This is a genomic window from Sphingopyxis sp., from assembly GCF_035944815.1.
In the GTDB taxonomy this organism is placed as follows: Bacteria; Pseudomonadota; Alphaproteobacteria; order Sphingomonadales; family Sphingomonadaceae; genus Sphingopyxis.
The window spans coordinates 527,335-542,454 of record NZ_DASZAU010000002.1 but is presented as its reverse complement, the minus strand read 5'-3'; the positions used below and the strand labels follow the sequence as shown (position 1 = coordinate 542,454).

At 66.7% G+C, this 15,120-nt stretch carries 15 protein-coding genes and 1 riboswitch; of the genes, 3 read left to right on the top strand and 12 right to left on the bottom strand.

The window, feature by feature from the left end:
- Positions 1–31: 31 nt before the first annotated feature.
- On the top strand, positions 32–1,489 hold the full coding sequence (locus tag VGU00_RS03600; RefSeq protein WP_327465563.1) for an amidohydrolase family protein: 1,458 nt from the start codon (positions 32–34) through the stop codon (positions 1,487–1,489).
- On the opposite strand, the gene VGU00_RS03595 is transcribed toward VGU00_RS03600, so the two are convergent.
- From VGU00_RS03595 to VGU00_RS03570, 6 genes are all read right to left on the bottom strand, one after another.
- Positions 1,486–1,761, bottom strand: coding sequence for a CBU_0592 family membrane protein (locus tag VGU00_RS03595; RefSeq protein ID WP_327465561.1), 276 nt, complete (start codon positions 1,759–1,761; stop codon positions 1,486–1,488). The genes VGU00_RS03600 and VGU00_RS03595 overlap by 4 nt on opposite strands.
- Positions 1,762–1,798: 37 nt before the next feature.
- Positions 1,799–2,116, bottom strand: a complete 318-nt coding sequence (locus tag VGU00_RS03590; RefSeq protein WP_327465559.1) for a hypothetical protein — start codon at positions 2,114–2,116, stop codon at positions 1,799–1,801.
- Between the two features lie 14 nt (positions 2,117–2,130).
- Entirely contained in the window at positions 2,131–4,803 is a 2,673-nt protein-coding gene (gene acnA, locus VGU00_RS03585; RefSeq protein ID WP_327465558.1) for an aconitate hydratase AcnA, read from the bottom strand.
- 179 nt (positions 4,804–4,982) lie between these two features.
- Complete coding sequence (locus VGU00_RS03580) at positions 4,983–5,360, bottom strand: acyl-CoA thioesterase (protein WP_327465556.1); 378 nt, start codon at positions 5,358–5,360, stop codon at positions 4,983–4,985.
- Between the two features lie 4 nt (positions 5,361–5,364).
- The gene (gene metE / locus VGU00_RS03575) at positions 5,365–7,683 is read right to left on the bottom strand and encodes a 5-methyltetrahydropteroyltriglutamate--homocysteine S-methyltransferase (RefSeq protein ID WP_327465554.1); all 2,319 of its coding nucleotides are present in this window, start codon (positions 7,681–7,683) and stop codon (positions 5,365–5,367) included.
- A gap of 115 nt (positions 7,684–7,798) precedes the next feature.
- A riboswitch (cobalamin riboswitch) is annotated at positions 7,799–8,002 on the bottom strand.
- Positions 8,003–8,063: 61 nt separating this feature from the next.
- The gene (locus VGU00_RS03570; protein WP_327465552.1) at positions 8,064–8,222 is read right to left on the bottom strand and encodes a Flp family type IVb pilin; all 159 of its coding nucleotides are present in this window, start codon (positions 8,220–8,222) and stop codon (positions 8,064–8,066) included.
- A gap of 189 nt (positions 8,223–8,411) precedes the next feature.
- Here VGU00_RS03570 and VGU00_RS03565 point away from each other — a divergent pair, with 189 nt between their 5' ends.
- Positions 8,412–8,972: a 2OG-Fe(II) oxygenase gene (locus VGU00_RS03565; protein WP_327465550.1), complete on the top strand. Its 561-nt coding sequence runs from the start codon at positions 8,412–8,414 to the stop codon at positions 8,970–8,972.
- Positions 8,973–9,063: 91 nt separating this feature from the next.
- Complete coding sequence (locus VGU00_RS03560; protein ID WP_327465548.1) at positions 9,064–9,534, top strand: RidA family protein; 471 nt, start codon at positions 9,064–9,066, stop codon at positions 9,532–9,534.
- A 12-nt stretch (positions 9,535–9,546) separates the two neighbouring features.
- Here VGU00_RS03560 and VGU00_RS03555 read toward each other — a convergent pair whose 3' ends face one another.
- The 6 genes from VGU00_RS03555 to VGU00_RS03530 form a co-directional block, all read right to left on the bottom strand.
- Positions 9,547–10,035 (bottom strand): hypothetical protein, encoded by a 489-nt coding sequence (locus VGU00_RS03555; protein WP_327465546.1) that lies wholly within the window; start codon positions 10,033–10,035, stop codon positions 9,547–9,549.
- 83 nt (positions 10,036–10,118) lie between these two features.
- Complete coding sequence (locus tag VGU00_RS03550) at positions 10,119–11,300, bottom strand: GGDEF domain-containing protein (protein WP_327465544.1); 1,182 nt, start codon at positions 11,298–11,300, stop codon at positions 10,119–10,121.
- 101 nt (positions 11,301–11,401) lie between these two features.
- Entirely contained in the window at positions 11,402–12,418 is a 1,017-nt protein-coding gene (locus tag VGU00_RS03545; protein WP_327465542.1) for a LacI family DNA-binding transcriptional regulator, read from the bottom strand.
- Positions 12,419–12,493: 75 nt separating this feature from the next.
- On the bottom strand, positions 12,494–13,483 hold the full coding sequence (locus VGU00_RS03540) for a DUF2891 domain-containing protein (protein ID WP_327465540.1): 990 nt from the start codon (positions 13,481–13,483) through the stop codon (positions 12,494–12,496).
- Between the two features lie 7 nt (positions 13,484–13,490).
- A complete protein-coding gene (locus VGU00_RS03535) occupies positions 13,491–14,429 on the bottom strand; it encodes a DUF979 domain-containing protein (protein ID WP_327465538.1) in 939 nt (312 codons plus the stop codon).
- Entirely contained in the window at positions 14,426–15,097 is a 672-nt protein-coding gene (locus VGU00_RS03530; protein WP_327465536.1) for a DUF969 domain-containing protein, read from the bottom strand. The genes VGU00_RS03535 and VGU00_RS03530 overlap by 4 nt, the downstream gene beginning before the upstream one ends.
- Positions 15,098–15,120: the final 23 nt, after the last annotated feature.

The window sequence follows — 15,120 nt, the reverse complement described above, 5'->3', positions numbered from 1 at the left end:
GCGCAGTCCTCTTTGGAAAGGTTCCCCCGCGATGAAATGCCTGCTTGCCGTCCTTGCCTCCACGCTGCTCACCCTGGGGCAACCTGCCTTCGCGGCGCAGAAGCAGGGCGATGTCATCATCCGTCACGTCACGCTGATCGATGTTGAGGCCGCCAAGGCGCTGGCGGATCAGGCGGTCGTGCTGCACGGCGACGACATTGTCGCGGTCGGTTCGGACGCCGACATCGCGCGCGGCTGGCGTGCCAAGCAGAAGGTCGACGGCACGGGCCGCTTCCTGATCCCCGGCCTGTGGGACATGCATGTCCATTTCGGCGGCGGCCCCGATCTGATCGAAGAGAATAAGGCGCTGTTGCCGCTCTATGTCGCGAATGGCATCACGACGATCCGCGATGCGTCGGGCGACCTCCCGGATCAGGTGCTTGCCTGGCGCGGCGAGATTGCGGACGGCAGCCTGTTCGGTCCGCGCCTCCTGACCTCGGGCGCAAAGATCGAGGGGATCGCGCCGGTCTGGAAAGGAACGATCGAGGTCGGCAGCGAGAAGGATGTCGACGCGGCGCTCGACCGGCTGAAGAACCGCGACAAGGTCGATTTCGTCAAGATCACCGACAGCACGCTGAAACCCGAATTGTTCCTTTATGCACTGGGACGCGCCAAGGCGCTGGGCATCCGGACGTCGGGACATATCCCGATGGCGCTGACGACCGAGCAGGCGGTCGACGCGGGGATCAGCTCGATTGAGCATCTCGACTATGCCTATAACGCCGGGGCGAAGGACGAGGCGGCGATCGCCGCCGACTTCGCCGCGGGGCGCATCGACCGGGCCGAAGCGAACCGTCGGCTCGATGCGGGCTTCGACCGTGATACCGCGATGGCCGCCTACCGCCGCTTTGCCGCGAAAGGCGTGTCGGTGACCCCGACGCTGAACGGCAGCCGCATCATCGCCTATCTCGACCGCGACGATCATTCGAAGGACGAAGGTCTCGCCTATATCGGGCCGAAGCTGCGCAAGACCTATGACTGGCGCATCGAACGCGCCGCCAAGGCCGATGCCGCCGCGATCGCGGCGCGGCACAAGCAGATCGACGATGTGGCGACGATCCTGCCGATGCTGGCGGAGGCGGGCGTGCCGATCATCGCAGGCACCGATGCGGGCTTCCTCAACAGCTTCAACTATCCCGGTTTCGGCCTGCACGACGAGATCGAGCTTTATACGCACAAAGGGCTGACGCCCGCGCAGGCGCTTGTTTCGGCAACGCGCGCCGGACCGGCTTGGTTCGGCTGGCTCGATCGCTATGGCGCGATCAGGCCGGGCATGGCGGCCGACCTTGTGCTGCTGACGCAGAATCCGCTGGAGAATATCGCCGCGACGCGCGCGATCGATACGGTGGTCATGCGCGGCAAGGTACACGACCGCGCCGCACTCGACGCCATGCTGGCCGCGGCGCGCGAACAGGTTGCAACGTGGAATGCGGAGGCTGCGGCGCGTTAGGGAAGCGCCGCCCGGGCGGCCTGGCGGCTTCGCCAGACCGCCCAGAGGGTGAAAATGCCCATGCCCGCCCAGATGACGTTGAGCACGGCCGACGGCAAGGCGCCATTATAGCCCGAATTGATGACGAAGCCGCCCGCGCCGATCACATTCATCCATTGGTACAGATAGCTGCGCCCGTCGAGCTTTCCGAGCGAGAGCAGGACATAGGCGGCCAGAATGATGACCGCGGCGGCCCAGCCGATGACTTCGATCGCAATGCGCAGCGCATCCATGGCTTTTCCTTTTGGGTAAAACGCGATGGCCGGGCGGCTAGCGCAGCGTGCGTTCGATCGCCTCGACGGCGTCTTTCGATGCGGCAAGCCCCATGCCGGTCAGCTCGCGCATCCGCTTGACCGCCTCGATCTTGCGGCCGCGGCGGATCAGGTCGAGAATTTCGGCGTCTTCATGCGCGTTGGCGCGCGCCGCGTCCGTCGCCGGGGCGACAGGGGCGGATATCGTTCGGGGCGGGGAGGAAGGCGTTCGCGGCGGCGGACCCGTCAGGTCGCGCGCGCCGCTGTCACGCCGGAGCGCCAGCACAAGGCCGGCGCCGCAGAAAAAACCGAGGGCGAAGAGAAGAAGTCCGCTCATCGCCCTCGTTTACATCAGGCCGCGAGCTTGCGCAGCACGTAATGCAGGATACCGCCGTTCATATAATATTCGACCTCGTTCGCGGTATCGATGCGGCAGAGCGTGTCGAAGCTGAAGGTCGAACCGTCGGCGCGGGTGACGTTCACGGTGACCGTCTGGCGCGGCTTCAGATCCGCGACGCCGGTGATGGTGAACTGGTCGTCGCCGGTCAGGCCCAGCGTCTCGCGGCTCTGGCCGTCGAGGAACTGGAGCGGCAGTACGCCCATGCCGACGAGGTTCGAGCGGTGGATACGCTCGAAGCTCTCGACGATCACCGCGCGCACGCCGAGCAGGTTGGTGCCCTTTGCCGCCCAGTCGCGCGACGAGCCGGTGCCATATTCCTTGCCCGCGATGACGACCAGCGGCGTGCCGTCGGCCTTGTGGCGCATCGCGGCGTCATAGATCGGCATGACTTCGGCGCCGTAGCGCGACATGCCGCCCTCGATGCCGGGGACCATTTCGTTCTTGATGCGGATGTTGGCGAAGGTGCCGCGCATCATGACGTCGTGGTGGCCGCGGCGGGCGCCGTAGCTGTTGAAGTCGGCCTTGCTAACCTGATGTTCCATAAGCCATTTTCCGGCCGGCGAGTCCGCCTTGATGCTGCCCGCCGGAGAGATGTGGTCGGTCGTGATGCTGTCGCCGAGGATCGCAAGCGGCTTGGCGTTCACGATATCGCTGACCGGCGCCGGGGTCATCGACATGCCCTCGAAGTACGGCGGGTTCGCGACATAGGTCGATCCGGCGCGCCACTGATAGGTGTCCGAACCCTCGACCGAAATCTTCTGCCAATGCTCGTCGCCCTTGTAGACATGCGCGTAGCGCGCCTCGAACATGTCGCGGTCGACCGCGCCCTGCACCGTCTCGGCGACTTCCTGGTTCGTCGGCCAGATGTCCTTGAGGAACACGTCGTTGCCCGACTGGTCCTGTCCGATCGGGGTGGTGGTGAAATCCTCGATCACCGTGCCCTTCAGCGCATAGGCGACGACGAGCGGCGGCGAGGCCAGGAAGTTCGCGCGCACGTCGGGCGACACGCGGCCTTCGAAGTTGCGGTTGCCCGAGATCACCGCCGCGGCGACGAGGCCATTCTCGTTGATCGCCTTCGAAATCGGCTCGGCGAGCGGTCCCGAGTTGCCGATGCAGGTCGTGCAGCCATAGCCGACGAGGTTGAAGCCGATATTGTCGAGATGCTTCTGCAAGCCCGCCTTTTCCAGATAGTCGGTGACGACCTGCGATCCCGGCGCGAGCGAGGTCTTGACCCACGGCTTGGGCTTGAGGCCCAGCGCGTCGGCCTTTTTCGCGACGAGGCCCGCGGCGACGAGCACGCCGGGGTTCGACGTGTTGGTGCAGCTGGTGATCGCGGCGATGGTGACGTCGCCGTCGCCGATGTCGAAATCCTCGCCCGCGACCGGAACGCGCGTCTGCGCCTTTTTATAGGTGTTCGCCATGTCGGCGTTGAACACATCGTCGACTTCGGGAAGCGAGACGCGGTCCTGCGGACGCTTCGGCCCCGCGAGCGACGGAACGACGCTGCCGAGGTCGAGTTCGAGCGTGTCGGTGAATATGGGGTCCGCGGCGCCATCGACGATCCACAGCCCCTGCGCCTTGGCATAGGCTTCGACCAGCGCGATATTGTCCTCGGTGCGGCCGGTCAGGCGCATATAATCGAGCGTCTTGTCGTCGACGCCGAAGAAGCCGCAGGTCGCGCCATATTCGGGCGCCATGTTCGCGAGCGTCGCACGATCCGCGAGGCTCAGCGAGGCGAGGCCGGGGCCGAAATATTCGACGAAGCGGCCGACGACGCCCTTGGCGCGCAGCATCTGCGTCGCGGTGAGCACGAGGTCGGTCGCGGTGACGCCTTCCTTCAGCGCGCCGGTGAATTTGAAGCCGACGACTTCGGGGATGAGCATCGACACGGGCTGGCCGAGCATCGCGGCCTCGGCCTCGATCCCGCCGACGCCCCAGCCGAGCACGCCAAGCCCGTTGATCATCGTCGTGTGGCTGTCGGTGCCGACGCAGGTGTCGGGGTAAGCGACCGTCGCGCCGTCGGCATCCTCGCTCGACCACACCGCCTGCGCGATATGTTCGAGGTTGACCTGGTGGCAGATGCCGGTGCCCGGGGGGACCGCCTTGAAGTTCGACAGCGACTTCGATCCCCATTTCAGGAAGTCATAACGCTCGCCGTTGCGATAATATTCGATTTCGACATTCTGCTCGAACGCCTTGGGGTGGCCGAATTCGTCGACCATGACCGAGTGGTCGATGACGAGGTGGACGGGGACGAGCGGGTTGATCTTCGTCGTGTCGCCGCCGAGCTTCGCGATCGCATCGCGCATCGCCGCCAAGTCGACGACGCAGGGAACGCCGGTAAAATCCTGCAGCAGCACGCGCGCGGGGCGATACTGGATCTCGCGGTTCGAATGCGGGTCCTTCTGCCAGTCGACCAGCGCCTGCACATCATCCTTCGACACGGTGAAGCCGCCATCCTCGAAGCGGAGGAGGTTTTCGAGCAGCACCTTCATCGAGAAGGGCAGGCGCGAAACGTCGCCGAGCTGGGCCGCGGCCTTGTCGAGCGAATAATAGGCATAGCTTTTGCCGCCGACGTCGAGCGTCGAGCGGGTTCCCAGCGTGTCGTGGCCGGTGGTGGTCATAGGATTGCAGTCCCCATGTTGGCGCGGCGGGGAAATGACGCCGATGCCCGTCCGGGAGAGCGGGGCAAAGCGGAGTCGCACGCGCAGGTTTATGTCCGCGCCGCCTTACGCCCAGACCAAGGAAATGCAAGGGGGTGGGGAGACGATGTTCCCTCACCCCCTTTGCAAGTGTCCAGTAATCAGTCCGGCAAAGACCGTACCGCGCGTGGTCTTCGGTCCGGCCCCACCGCCACGAAGATGAAGACCGCCTGCGTGACCTTGTGCGCCTCCTCGGCATGACGGTCGCGTGCCCAGGTTTCGACCTCGACGTGCATCGAGGTGCGGCCGACCTTGACGAGGCGGCCGAAGACCGAGACCTCGTCGCCGACGAAGACGGGGCGGTGGAAGGACATGCCCTCCACCGAGATCGTCACCGCGCGGCCGCGCGCGTGGAGCGACGCGACCGACGAGGCGGCAAGGTCCATCTGGGCCATCAGCCAGCCACCGAAAATGTCGCCATAGACATTGGCGTTGGCGGGCATGGCGGTGACGCGGACCGCGGGTTGCCCTTCCGGCATCACCTCATTTTGCAAGATACGCCTCCTTCACAAGTGCGCGGGCGCGCATCGATTTCGCCGCGGCGACCATCGCGATCAGCGCGGGGCGGACCTCGTCCCATTTGCGCGTCTTGAGCCCGCAGTCGGGGTTCACCCATAGCTGCGCGGGCGGGACATGTTTGGCGGCGAGCGTGAGGAGGTCGGTCATCTCGCGCTCGGCGGGGATGCGCGGCGAGTGGATGTCATAGACGCCGGGGCCGACCTCGTTCGGATAGGCGTAGCTTTCGAAGGCGCCCAGCAGTTCCATCTGCGAGCGCGCGGTCTCGATCGAGATGACGTCGGCGTCCATCGCGCCGATCGCGCGGATGATGTCGTTGAATTCCGAATAGCACATATGCGTGTGAATCTGCGTGTCGTCGCGGACGCCCGACGATGCGATGCGGAAGCTTTCGACCGCCCAGTCGAGGTAGGCCTGCCATTCGGAGCGGCGGAGCGGGAGGCCTTCGCGCAGCGCCGCCTCGTCGATTTGGACGATCGCGGCGCCGGCGGCTTCGAGGTCCGCCACCTCGTCGCGGATCGCGAGCGCGATCTGGCGGCAGCTTGCCGCGCGCGGCTGGTCGTCGCGGACGAAGGACCAGTTGAGGATAGTGACGGGGCCGGTGAGCATCGCCTTCATCGGGCGGTCGGTCTGGTCCTGCGCAAACCGCCACCAGTCGACGGTCATCGGTGCGGGGCGCGAGACGTCGCCATAGAGGATCGGCGGGCGGACGCAGCGCGAGCCATAGCTTTGCACCCAGCCGGCGCGGGTGAAGGCGAAGCCCGAAAGCTGCTCGCCGAAATATTGCACCATGTCGTTGCGCTCGAACTCGCCGTGGACGAGGACGTCGAGGCCGATCTCCTCCTGCCATTTGACCGCGGCGCGCGTTTCGACGCGCAGATATTGCGCATAGGCCGCGGCGTCGATCTCGCCCTTGATATGCGCGGCGCGCGCCTTGCGGACCTCTGCGGTCTGCGGGAAGCTGCCGATCGTGGTGGTGGGGAAGGCGGGGAGGTTCAGGCGCGCCCGCTGCGCTTCGCGGCGCGTGGCGAAGGGGGCGGTGCGGTTCGTTGCGCCAGCGTCGAGTGCGGCGAGGCGGGCGGCGACCGCGGCGTCGTGGACCTTCGGCGAGGTCGCCCGCGCGACCGCGGCGATGCGCGAGGCGGAGAAGGCGGCGAAGCTCGCGTCCTCGCCTGCGTTGAGCGCCTTGGCGAGCGCGGCGAGTTCCTCGACCTTTTGCGCGGCGAAGGCGAGCCACTGCGCGATTTCGGGGTCGAGCGATGTTTCGAGCGCGAGGTCGACGGGGACGTGAAGGAGCGAGCAGCTGGGCGCGAGGATGAGGTCGCGTTTGCCGGCCAGCTCCTTGAGGCGCCAGTAGAGGTCGGGCAGGTTGGCGCGCCAGATGTTCCGGCCGTCGATCACGCCGAGCGAGAGCAGGACGTGCGGCTGGAGCTTCGCGAGCGCGGGTTCGAGCTGATCGGGCGCGCGGACGAGGTCGAGGTGGAGGCCGTGGACGGGGAGCTCGGCGGCGAGATCGAGATTGTCGCCGAGGCCGCCGAAGTAGGTGGTGAGCATCAGCTTCGGCCCGCGCGTGGCGAGCGATGCGTAGGCGCGCTCGAAGGCCGTGCGTTGGTCGCATGTCAGGTCGAGGACAAGGCAGGGCTCGTCGATCTGCACCCATTCGGCGCCGAGCGCGGCGAGGCGGGCGAGGATTTCGGCGTAGGTTTCGAGGAGCTGCGGCAGGAGCGCGAGCGGTTCGACCGCCTTGCCCTTGGCGAGCATCAGATAGGAGACGGGGCCGAGGAGAACGGGGCGGGTCGCGTAGCCGAGCGCCCGGGCTTCCTCGAATTCGTTGAAAATCTTGGTCGACGCGATGCGGAAACGCTGGCCGGCGGAGAGTTCGGGGACGAGGAAATGATAGTTGGTGTCGAACCATTTGGTCATTTCCATCGCGGTCGTGTCGCCGCCATGGGCATGGCCGCAGGCGGCGGGTTGCTGCGCGCCGCGCGCCATCGCGAAATAGAGGTCGGGATCGACGCTCTCGCCCGCCCAGTCGTAGCGCGGGGGGACGGCGCCGATCAGCGCGCTGGTGTCGAGCACATGGTCGTAGAGCGAGAAGTCGTTCGAGGGCAGGATGTCGGCGCCGAGCGCTTTCTGGCGCGTCCAGTTCAGCGCGCGGAGGCCCGCGGCGGCGGCTTGCAGTTCGGCAAGGGGCGACTTGCCCGCCCAATAGTTTTCGAGCGCAAATTTGAGTTCGCGGCGAAGGCCGATGCGGGGGAAGCCGAGGGTGGCGACGCTGACAGTCATTTGAGGCACCTTGTTTGGGGCAAGGGCGCTGGACGGACGCGACGGCACGGTGATCCGCACCCCAAAGGCAAGACGGGGCGCAGCCATGCAAGCGGCCAGCCCGGACACCCCGCCGGAGGACGTATCTGACGAGGCAGGTCTCCTGGCTCGCGGGTCCATGCTGCGGTCGGGCCTTCCCGGTTCCTTGCCGAACCAGTGACACATGATGACCGCCGCTCGCCGCTTACAGTTGCGGGGGCAGCGCCGGACTTGCACCGGCTTCCCGTCTTAGCTTCCCGCCGCCGGAGCGACGCGAAGAACCTCGACAGCTTTCAGGATAGGGTGCGCGAACGGATTGTCAATACAGATATAAAGAATTCTTTATATCTGTATTCGGCGTATCAGTTCAGCGCCGCGTCGATGGTGTTGAAGATGTTCGCGAGGCTGAGCCCGAGCATCTGGAAAGCGATGAGGCTCGCCACAGCGATCAGCGCCGCGATCAGGCCATATTCGATCGCGGTCGCGCCGCGCTGGTCGGCGATGAGCCGGTTGGTCCGCATATGATGTTCCCCCGCTTTGGTCGTTCCCGGTCCCCGGCAGCGCGGTAAGTGCCTATGCGACAACATTATATTGGGGGACGGGGTTAATGCGCGGATAGGAAAGGGTCGGCGGGGTGACGCGGCGGGGCGATATGCGCTATTATCCGGGCGGGGAATGACCGATCCTGACATCGCGTGGGGCACCGGATCATGAAGAATATCTGCGAAATCCGGACCGCCGCGCTGAGCCCGGCCGAATGCGACGATATCGTCGCCAAGGCGGCGACCTATCCCGCGAAGGAGGCGACGGTCGGCGTCGACCGGCCGAACCGCGTCGAACAGTCGCTGCGTGAATCGACGATCCGCTGGATCCCGCCGGCGGGCGAGCCGCGGCTCGTCCAGCGGATCATGGGCTTTGTCACCGCGGTGAACCGGATGAATTTCGGTTTCGACATCGCCGGCCTGTTCGACATCCAGTTTACCGAATATCATGGCAGCCGGCAGGACAAATATGACTGGCACCACGACGTCCGGCTGAAAGGCACGATGCCATATGACCGCAAGCTGTCGGTCGTGATCCAATTGTCCGATCCCGCGAGCTATGAAGGCGGGGCGTTCGAATTTTCGACCGTCGAGCATCCGGGGGCGGCGTTCGAACCGCGCGGCAGCGTGCTGATCTTTCCCTCTTTCCTCCAACACCGCGTGCGGCCGGTCACGGCTGGCGTCCGGCACAGCCTGGTGACATGGGTCGAGGGGCCGCGCTGGCGTTGATCGCCGGCGGCCGGCGGCCGATCGGGATCGCGCTTGCGCTGCGGTCCGGCGCCTGACATTTCTCTCATCGGCCGGGAAGATGGAGGGACATATGCGGATCAGGCAGGTTGCAGCGATCGGTGGGGCCTTGGCGGTCGTGACGACGGGGACGCCCGCGGCCGCGCGCGAGGCGAGCGCGGTCCTGATGTCCGAAAGCCCCGAGGGGCGCGCCTTCCAGGAGGCGGTGGGCTATGCCGATGCGGTGATCGCGGGCGACACGATCTACCTGTCCGGCGTCGTCGCGGGGCCGGCGAAGGGCGAGAGCGACCTTGCCGCCGGATATGACCGCGCGTTCAAACATATCGCCGCGACGCTGGCGCGCGCGGGGGCAAGCTGGGACGATGTCGTCGACATCACGACCTTTCACACCGACCTGGCCGCGCATATCGACGGTTTTGCCGCGGTGAAGAATCGCTATGTGAAGGCGCCCTTTCCGGCGTGGACCGCGATCGGCGTGTCGCGCCTCTATGAGCCGAGCGCGGTGGTCGAGATCAAGGTGGTGGCGCGGCGCCCGGCGAAATAGGCGCCGCGCCCTTTATCCCGCCGCGATATCGGCGGCGGGATAATCCTCGGCCGCCGAGGGGCAGGTGCCTTGCTTCATGATGCCGGGCTTGCCGGGTTCGAACCACTGGGCCGACTGGAAATCCTCGCCATAACCGACGCCGTCGTAGATGCAGACCTCGGGCTTCGAGCCGTCGGGGGCGATGACGACCGACCAGTTGTAGCGATCCTCGGCGCGGCGGTCGCCGCCCCAGATGAGGATGCGGCCGCCCGCGACCTTGACGATTGGCAGGCCGAGGCCGTCGTCAGGAAAGACGACGCTCGCGCGCGTCTTTGCATCGGGGACGGCGGCGGCGATCGCAGCCTTGACGACGGGATGATCGAGGAAGCGGTGGCCGTTCACGGCATCGAACGGATATTTGCCGACATAGGCGTTAAGGTCGGCAGCGGCTTCCTTTGCCTGAAGCTGCGGTGCCGTTGCTGCCGCCATCATCATCACGCTCGCAAAAATCGCTGTCCGCACCGCGGGCTTCCTTTCTTTCCCGTTGGAATCGCAATCAAAACAGCAGAGGTGCCTTTTGGTTGCAGTGTCCGCGATCACAGCGGTCAGCCGCAGGCGGCGGCGCTGCGGACCGGTTTCGGGGTGAAGGTGCGGACGCGGTTGCGGCCGGTACGCTTCGCTTCGTAGAGCGCCTGATCGGCCTCGTGCATCAGCGCCGAGAGCCCGGTGCGGGGCGCGCCGATCGTCAGGCCGATGCTGGTCGTCGGGCAGAGCTTTGCCTGAACCCGGCCGGCGCAGGCGGCCTCGAGCCCGGTGCGCACCGCCTCGGCGAGCTGGCGCCCCGCCTCGATCGTCGCGCCGGGGATGAGCAGTGCGAATTCCTCGCCGCCGATGCGGCCCGCGACCATGTCGGGCGGACCGATCAGCCGGACATGCGCGCCGAAAGCGGCGATGATCGCATCGCCGACCGCGTGGCCGTGATTGTCGTTGATCGACTTGAAGCGGTCGAGGTCGGCGATCATCAGCGCGACGGGGCGGTCGGCTTCGATACAGCGGCGCAGCGCCGCGTCCGCCTGGGCCTCGAAACCGCGGCGGTTGAGCAGGCCCGACAGATCGTCGTTGCCGACCTGTCGGCGCAGTTCGGCGATCTGGTCGATCGCGACGGCGACCATCAGGCTGATCGCGGCGGCGATCGACACCATTGCCTGGCTGAACTGGACCGTGGTCCAGTAGACCGATTGCTGGAAGCCGACATAATCGTCGAAACCGCCGCCGAGCGAGAGCAGTACGACCGGGCGGACGATGAGGTTGAGCGCCGACAGCGCCGCGACCCAGAAAAGGACGCGGTCGATCAGGTGGCGCTTCTCGATCGGCCAGAGCGCGCGAACGACCATCGCGGCGATGATCCCGGCGCCGGTGCTGATCGTCAGGATCCGCGCCGCGATGCTCGGCTGGACGAGCAGGAACCAGATGAAGACGGCGGTCGAAACGCCCGCGGTCAGGGTCATCGCGCGCCAGGGGACCGGCAGGTCGTAGCGTTTGACGATTGCGGCGGCGAAGAACATGCCGGTCGCAAGGAAGCCCATGTTGGCGGGCAGGCGCTGGAGTTCCATCGGCAGCACCGGGCCGACATCCTGGATCAGGAAGGCGATCGCCGACGCCGTATAGGCGCACGCCGCATAGGCGACATATCGTTCACGGCGGTTCAGCCACAGCAGGAAAAAGGCGGTGGCGAACAGCAGGCCGATGCCCGGATTGAGCAGCGAGATGAAAAATTGTCCGTTCAAACTACCGCTTTCTGCCTCCTGAAGCGCAGGATAGTCGGACGTGGATAACGAGCGGTTACTTTTCCGGGAGTTAAGTCACGGTTACCCCGCGGCGGCGGCGGTCAGGCGGTGCCGCGCACGACGAGATGGACGGGGATCCGCGTGCCGCTGCGCGTGCGTTCGTCGTCCTCGAGCGCCATCGCGACGAGCGCTTCGCCCGCGGCGTCGAGATCGGGCTCGAGCGTGGTGAGCGCGGGGTCGGCGAGGGTGCCGGCGCGGATGCCGTCGAAACCGATGAGGGCGACATCTTCGGGGACGCGGCGCCCGGCATCCTTGAGCCCCTGCAATACGCCGAGTGCGAGCATGTCCGACGCCGCAAAAATCGCGTCGGTTTCGGGATGCGCTTCGAGCAGCGCATGCACCGCGGCGACGCCCTGCGCGTGGCGGTCAGCGGCGGCGGGCGGCTCGGCGACGACGGGCGTGAGGCCGTGGAGGCCAAGCGCGGCGGTGAAGCCGTCGCGGCGTTCGTCGAACTGGCGCTGCGGCGATTGCTGCGGCCCGACGAAGGCGATGTGGCGGCGGCCGGTTTGCACGAGATGTTCGGCGGCGAGCTGGCCGCCGATATCATTTTCGCTGCGCATCCAGTGGAACGGGCTGCCCGGGCTGCCCCAGCAGACGAAGTCGAGCCCCGACGCCTGCGCATCGGCGAAATATTGCCAGGCTTCGCGGTTGCTGGTCGTGCCGATGACGATCATCGCGTCGGCGAGGCCCGAGGCGACGAAATCGGCGCGGAAATTGTCGGGGTTTTCCTGGAACGAGACGAGAAGGTTGAAGCCGCGCGCCGAGGTCGCGGCGGCGATGCTGCCGAGCAGCGCGAAATAGAAGGGGTTGATCGCACTGCGATCCTCGCCGGGACGGCAGATGGTGACGAGCGCGATCGTTTCGCTGCTCTTGAGGCGCAGCGACGAGGCGTGGCGGTCGACGACATAGCCGAGCTCGCGCGCGGCAGCCGAGACGCGCGCGCGCGTTTCGGCGTTGACGCCGGGGCTATTGCGGAGCGCGCGCGAGACGGTCGATTGCGATACGCCCGCGCGCTCGGCGACGTCGAACGATGTCGGGCGCAGCATCTTTCCGTTCACCTTCGGTCTCTCCCCTCGCGCCGTCTCTCGCCGCGCGGGCGGGGCTTGTCAATCCGGCGTCGGGACAGGCGGGTGCTACAGGCCGTCGAGCGCGAGCAACGCGAAGCTCGCAAGCCAATGTTCGCCCATATAGTCGCCGGTGACGTGCGGGAGCGCGGCGGCGAGATGACGCTGCGCGGCGGCTTCGGCGACCGGGCTGACGGCGTGCGCCGGCCCCAGTGCCGCTGCGACCGCGCGCCAGTTCCACGCCCGGCTGAGATTGAGGCCGTCGAGATGCGCGATCTTGCCGTCGCTGCGGTCGGAAACGGTGGCGGGGGTGAAGAGCGTCGCGGGCGCTTCGTGCGCGGCGCGCGGCAGGAAGGCGTCGAACCAGCCGGTGAAGTCCGCGCCGAGGATGACGGCCATCAGATGCGCTTCGGTGAGGGCGGAGGAGAGAAATTCGTCGCCGCCGGGTTCCCACGCCTGACAATCGCGGTCTTCGGCGAACCAGCCCCGCGCGCGCGCGTCGATCAGCGTCACCAGTTCGGGGTCGCGCGCGGTGGCCCAGTCGCGCGCGAGGAGCAGGGCGAAGCCGATGTTGAAATGGGTGCCGACGCGCAGCGGATAGGTCATCTTCGGCAGGAAGGCATGGAAGCGCTGCGCGAACGCTGCGGCGAGCGGTTCGAGCGCGGCGGCCCAGGGCGCGTCGTGCCGTTCGGCCTCGGCGTGGAGCGCGAGGAGCCACGCCCAGCCATAGGGGCGCTCGAAGCCCGCGGCATAAGGGCGTTCGAGATAGGCGAGTTCGCCCGCGACCTTTTCGGGGACGAGCATTTCGTCGGCGCGGGCGCGGATGTCGGCGGCGACGGGCAGATCGGGGAAGCGGCGCGCGAGGCGGAGGACCTGCCACCAGCCATGGACGCAGCTGTGCCAGTCGAAGCTGCCGTGGAAGATCGGGTGATGTTCGCGCGGCGGCTTCGCATCCTCGGGCCCGTTCAGCACGAGGTCCATCTTGTACGGATATTCGCGGCCGAGATGCGAGAGGGTCGCGGCCGCGAAGCGTGTGGCGTGGTCGGGGGTGAGGTGCATAGGGAGCCTAGAAAGCAAAGAGCCAGATGAAGACGATGTTCACCGCGAGCAAGGGCAGCGCGGTACCGATCTGCGCCTTGATCACGCCATAGGGGTTTTTGAGTTCGAGCAGCGCCGCGGGGACGAGGTTGAAGTTCGCCGCCATCGGGGTCATCAGCGTGCCGCAGAAGCCCGCGAGCATGCCGATCGCTGCAACGACCGCAGGATCGCCGCCATATTGCTTGATGAGCAAGGGCAGGCCGACGGCGGCCATCATCACCGGGAAGGCGGCGAAGGCATTGCCCATCACCATGGTGAAGAGCGCCATGCCGAGCCCGAAGGCGAGCGTCGCGCCGAACAGGCTGCCCTCGGGGATCGCGGTGCCGATGAGATCGCCGACGACTTCGCCGACGCCGGCGAGCGCGAACACGGCGCCGAGGCTGGCTAGCATCTGCGGCAGGATCGCCGCCCAGCCGACCGAGTCGAGCAGGCGGCGGCCCTGTTGCAGCGGGAGCAGCGCGGGTGGTCTGAGGCGCGCCATGCCGACGGCGAGCGCGATCAGCACGCCGAGCGCGAGCGAGATCAGCGTTGCCTGCTTCGGATCGGCGAGGCCGGGGACCCATTTAAAAAGGAAGGTGCCCGCGAGCGCTGCCGCGGGGATGATCAGTGCGACGAGGAGAAGAAAATTGCCGTGCTTGGCGGCGCGTTCTGCCTGCACCCCGGCGGCGATATCGCCGCCGGGGGCGCGGCCGATCTGGCCGGTGCCGGCGATTGCGACGAGCGCAAGGACGAGCAGACCGTTGCCGAAGTCGCCGAGATAATCGCCCGCCAGCATCGAGAGCGCGAGCAGCCCCCAGAAAGCGGCGTTGCCGAAACGTTTGGGGTTGCTGCGATCCGCGAGCCCGAGCGCGGCGAAGGCGGCGAAGGTCAGCCCCGCGAGGACATAGACGAAGCCGAGCGTGATCATGCGCCCGCCTCCTGTTTCGTCATCCGCTTTTCGAGGCGGCGGAGGCGGAGGCCGTGGATGACGAAGGCGGCGATCGCGGTCGGGATTGCCCAGAGCGAGAAGTGCAAAGGCTCGATCTGATAGCCATAGCCGTCGAGCAGGCCCTTCATCAGCAGGATCGAGCCGATTGCGAGGAAAATATCCTCGCCGAAGAAGAGGCCGATATTGTCGGTCGCGGCCGAAAAGGCTTTCACTTCCTCGCGCTGGTCGTCGGTGAGCGCGTTGTTCTTCGCCTCGGCGGCGGCTTCGGCCATCGGCGCGACGAGCGGGCGGACGGTCTGCGCATGGCCCGCGACCGAGGTGAGGCCGACGGCGGCCATTGCCTGCCGGAGCAGGAGGTAGCCGGTGAGGAGGCGGCCGAGCGTCGCGCCCTTCATCCGGTCGATCAGGCTGCGCGCATGTTGTTGCAGCCCATAGGCTTCGAGCAGGCCGATGACGGGGAGGACGATCCAGATGATCGAGACGTAGCGGGTGTCGTTGAACGCCTTGCCGAACGCGGCAATGATCGCAGCGATGTCGAGCCCGGCGGCGAGGCCCGTCGCGAGCGCCGAAGCCATGATGACGAGGAGCGGATTGAAGCGGAGCAGGAAGCCCGCGATGATGATGAGGATGCCGATCAGGACGAGCATGACCGGTATCCCTTCATTCCGTC

Coding starts and splice junctions, on each gene's coding strand:
- VGU00_RS03565 (WP_327465550.1), top strand. CDS start 8,412: ATGAAGAATATCTGCGAAATCCGGACCGCCGCGCTGAGCCCGGCCGAA.
- VGU00_RS03560 (WP_327465548.1), top strand. CDS start 9,064: ATGCGGATCAGGCAGGTTGCAGCGATCGGTGGGGCCTTGGCGGTCGTG.
- VGU00_RS03600 (WP_327465563.1), top strand. CDS start 32: ATGAAATGCCTGCTTGCCGTCCTTGCCTCCACGCTGCTCACCCTGGGG.
- VGU00_RS03580 (WP_327465556.1), bottom strand. CDS start 5,360: ATGCCGGAAGGGCAACCCGCGGTCCGCGTCACCGCCATGCCCGCCAAC.
- VGU00_RS03530 (WP_327465536.1), bottom strand. CDS start 15,097: ATGCTCGTCCTGATCGGCATCCTCATCATCATCGCGGGCTTCCTGCTC.
- acnA (WP_327465558.1), bottom strand. CDS start 4,803: ATGACCACCACCGGCCACGACACGCTGGGAACCCGCTCGACGCTCGAC.
- VGU00_RS03540 (WP_327465540.1), bottom strand. CDS start 13,483: ATGCACCTCACCCCCGACCACGCCACACGCTTCGCGGCCGCGACCCTC.
- VGU00_RS03535 (WP_327465538.1), bottom strand. CDS start 14,429: ATGATCACGCTCGGCTTCGTCTATGTCCTCGCGGGGCTGACCTTCGCC.
- VGU00_RS03595 (WP_327465561.1), bottom strand. CDS start 1,761: ATGGATGCGCTGCGCATTGCGATCGAAGTCATCGGCTGGGCCGCCGCG.
- VGU00_RS03590 (WP_327465559.1), bottom strand. CDS start 2,116: ATGAGCGGACTTCTTCTCTTCGCCCTCGGTTTTTTCTGCGGCGCCGGC.
- metE (WP_327465554.1), bottom strand. CDS start 7,683: ATGACTGTCAGCGTCGCCACCCTCGGCTTCCCCCGCATCGGCCTTCGC.
- VGU00_RS03570 (WP_327465552.1), bottom strand. CDS start 8,222: ATGCGGACCAACCGGCTCATCGCCGACCAGCGCGGCGCGACCGCGATC.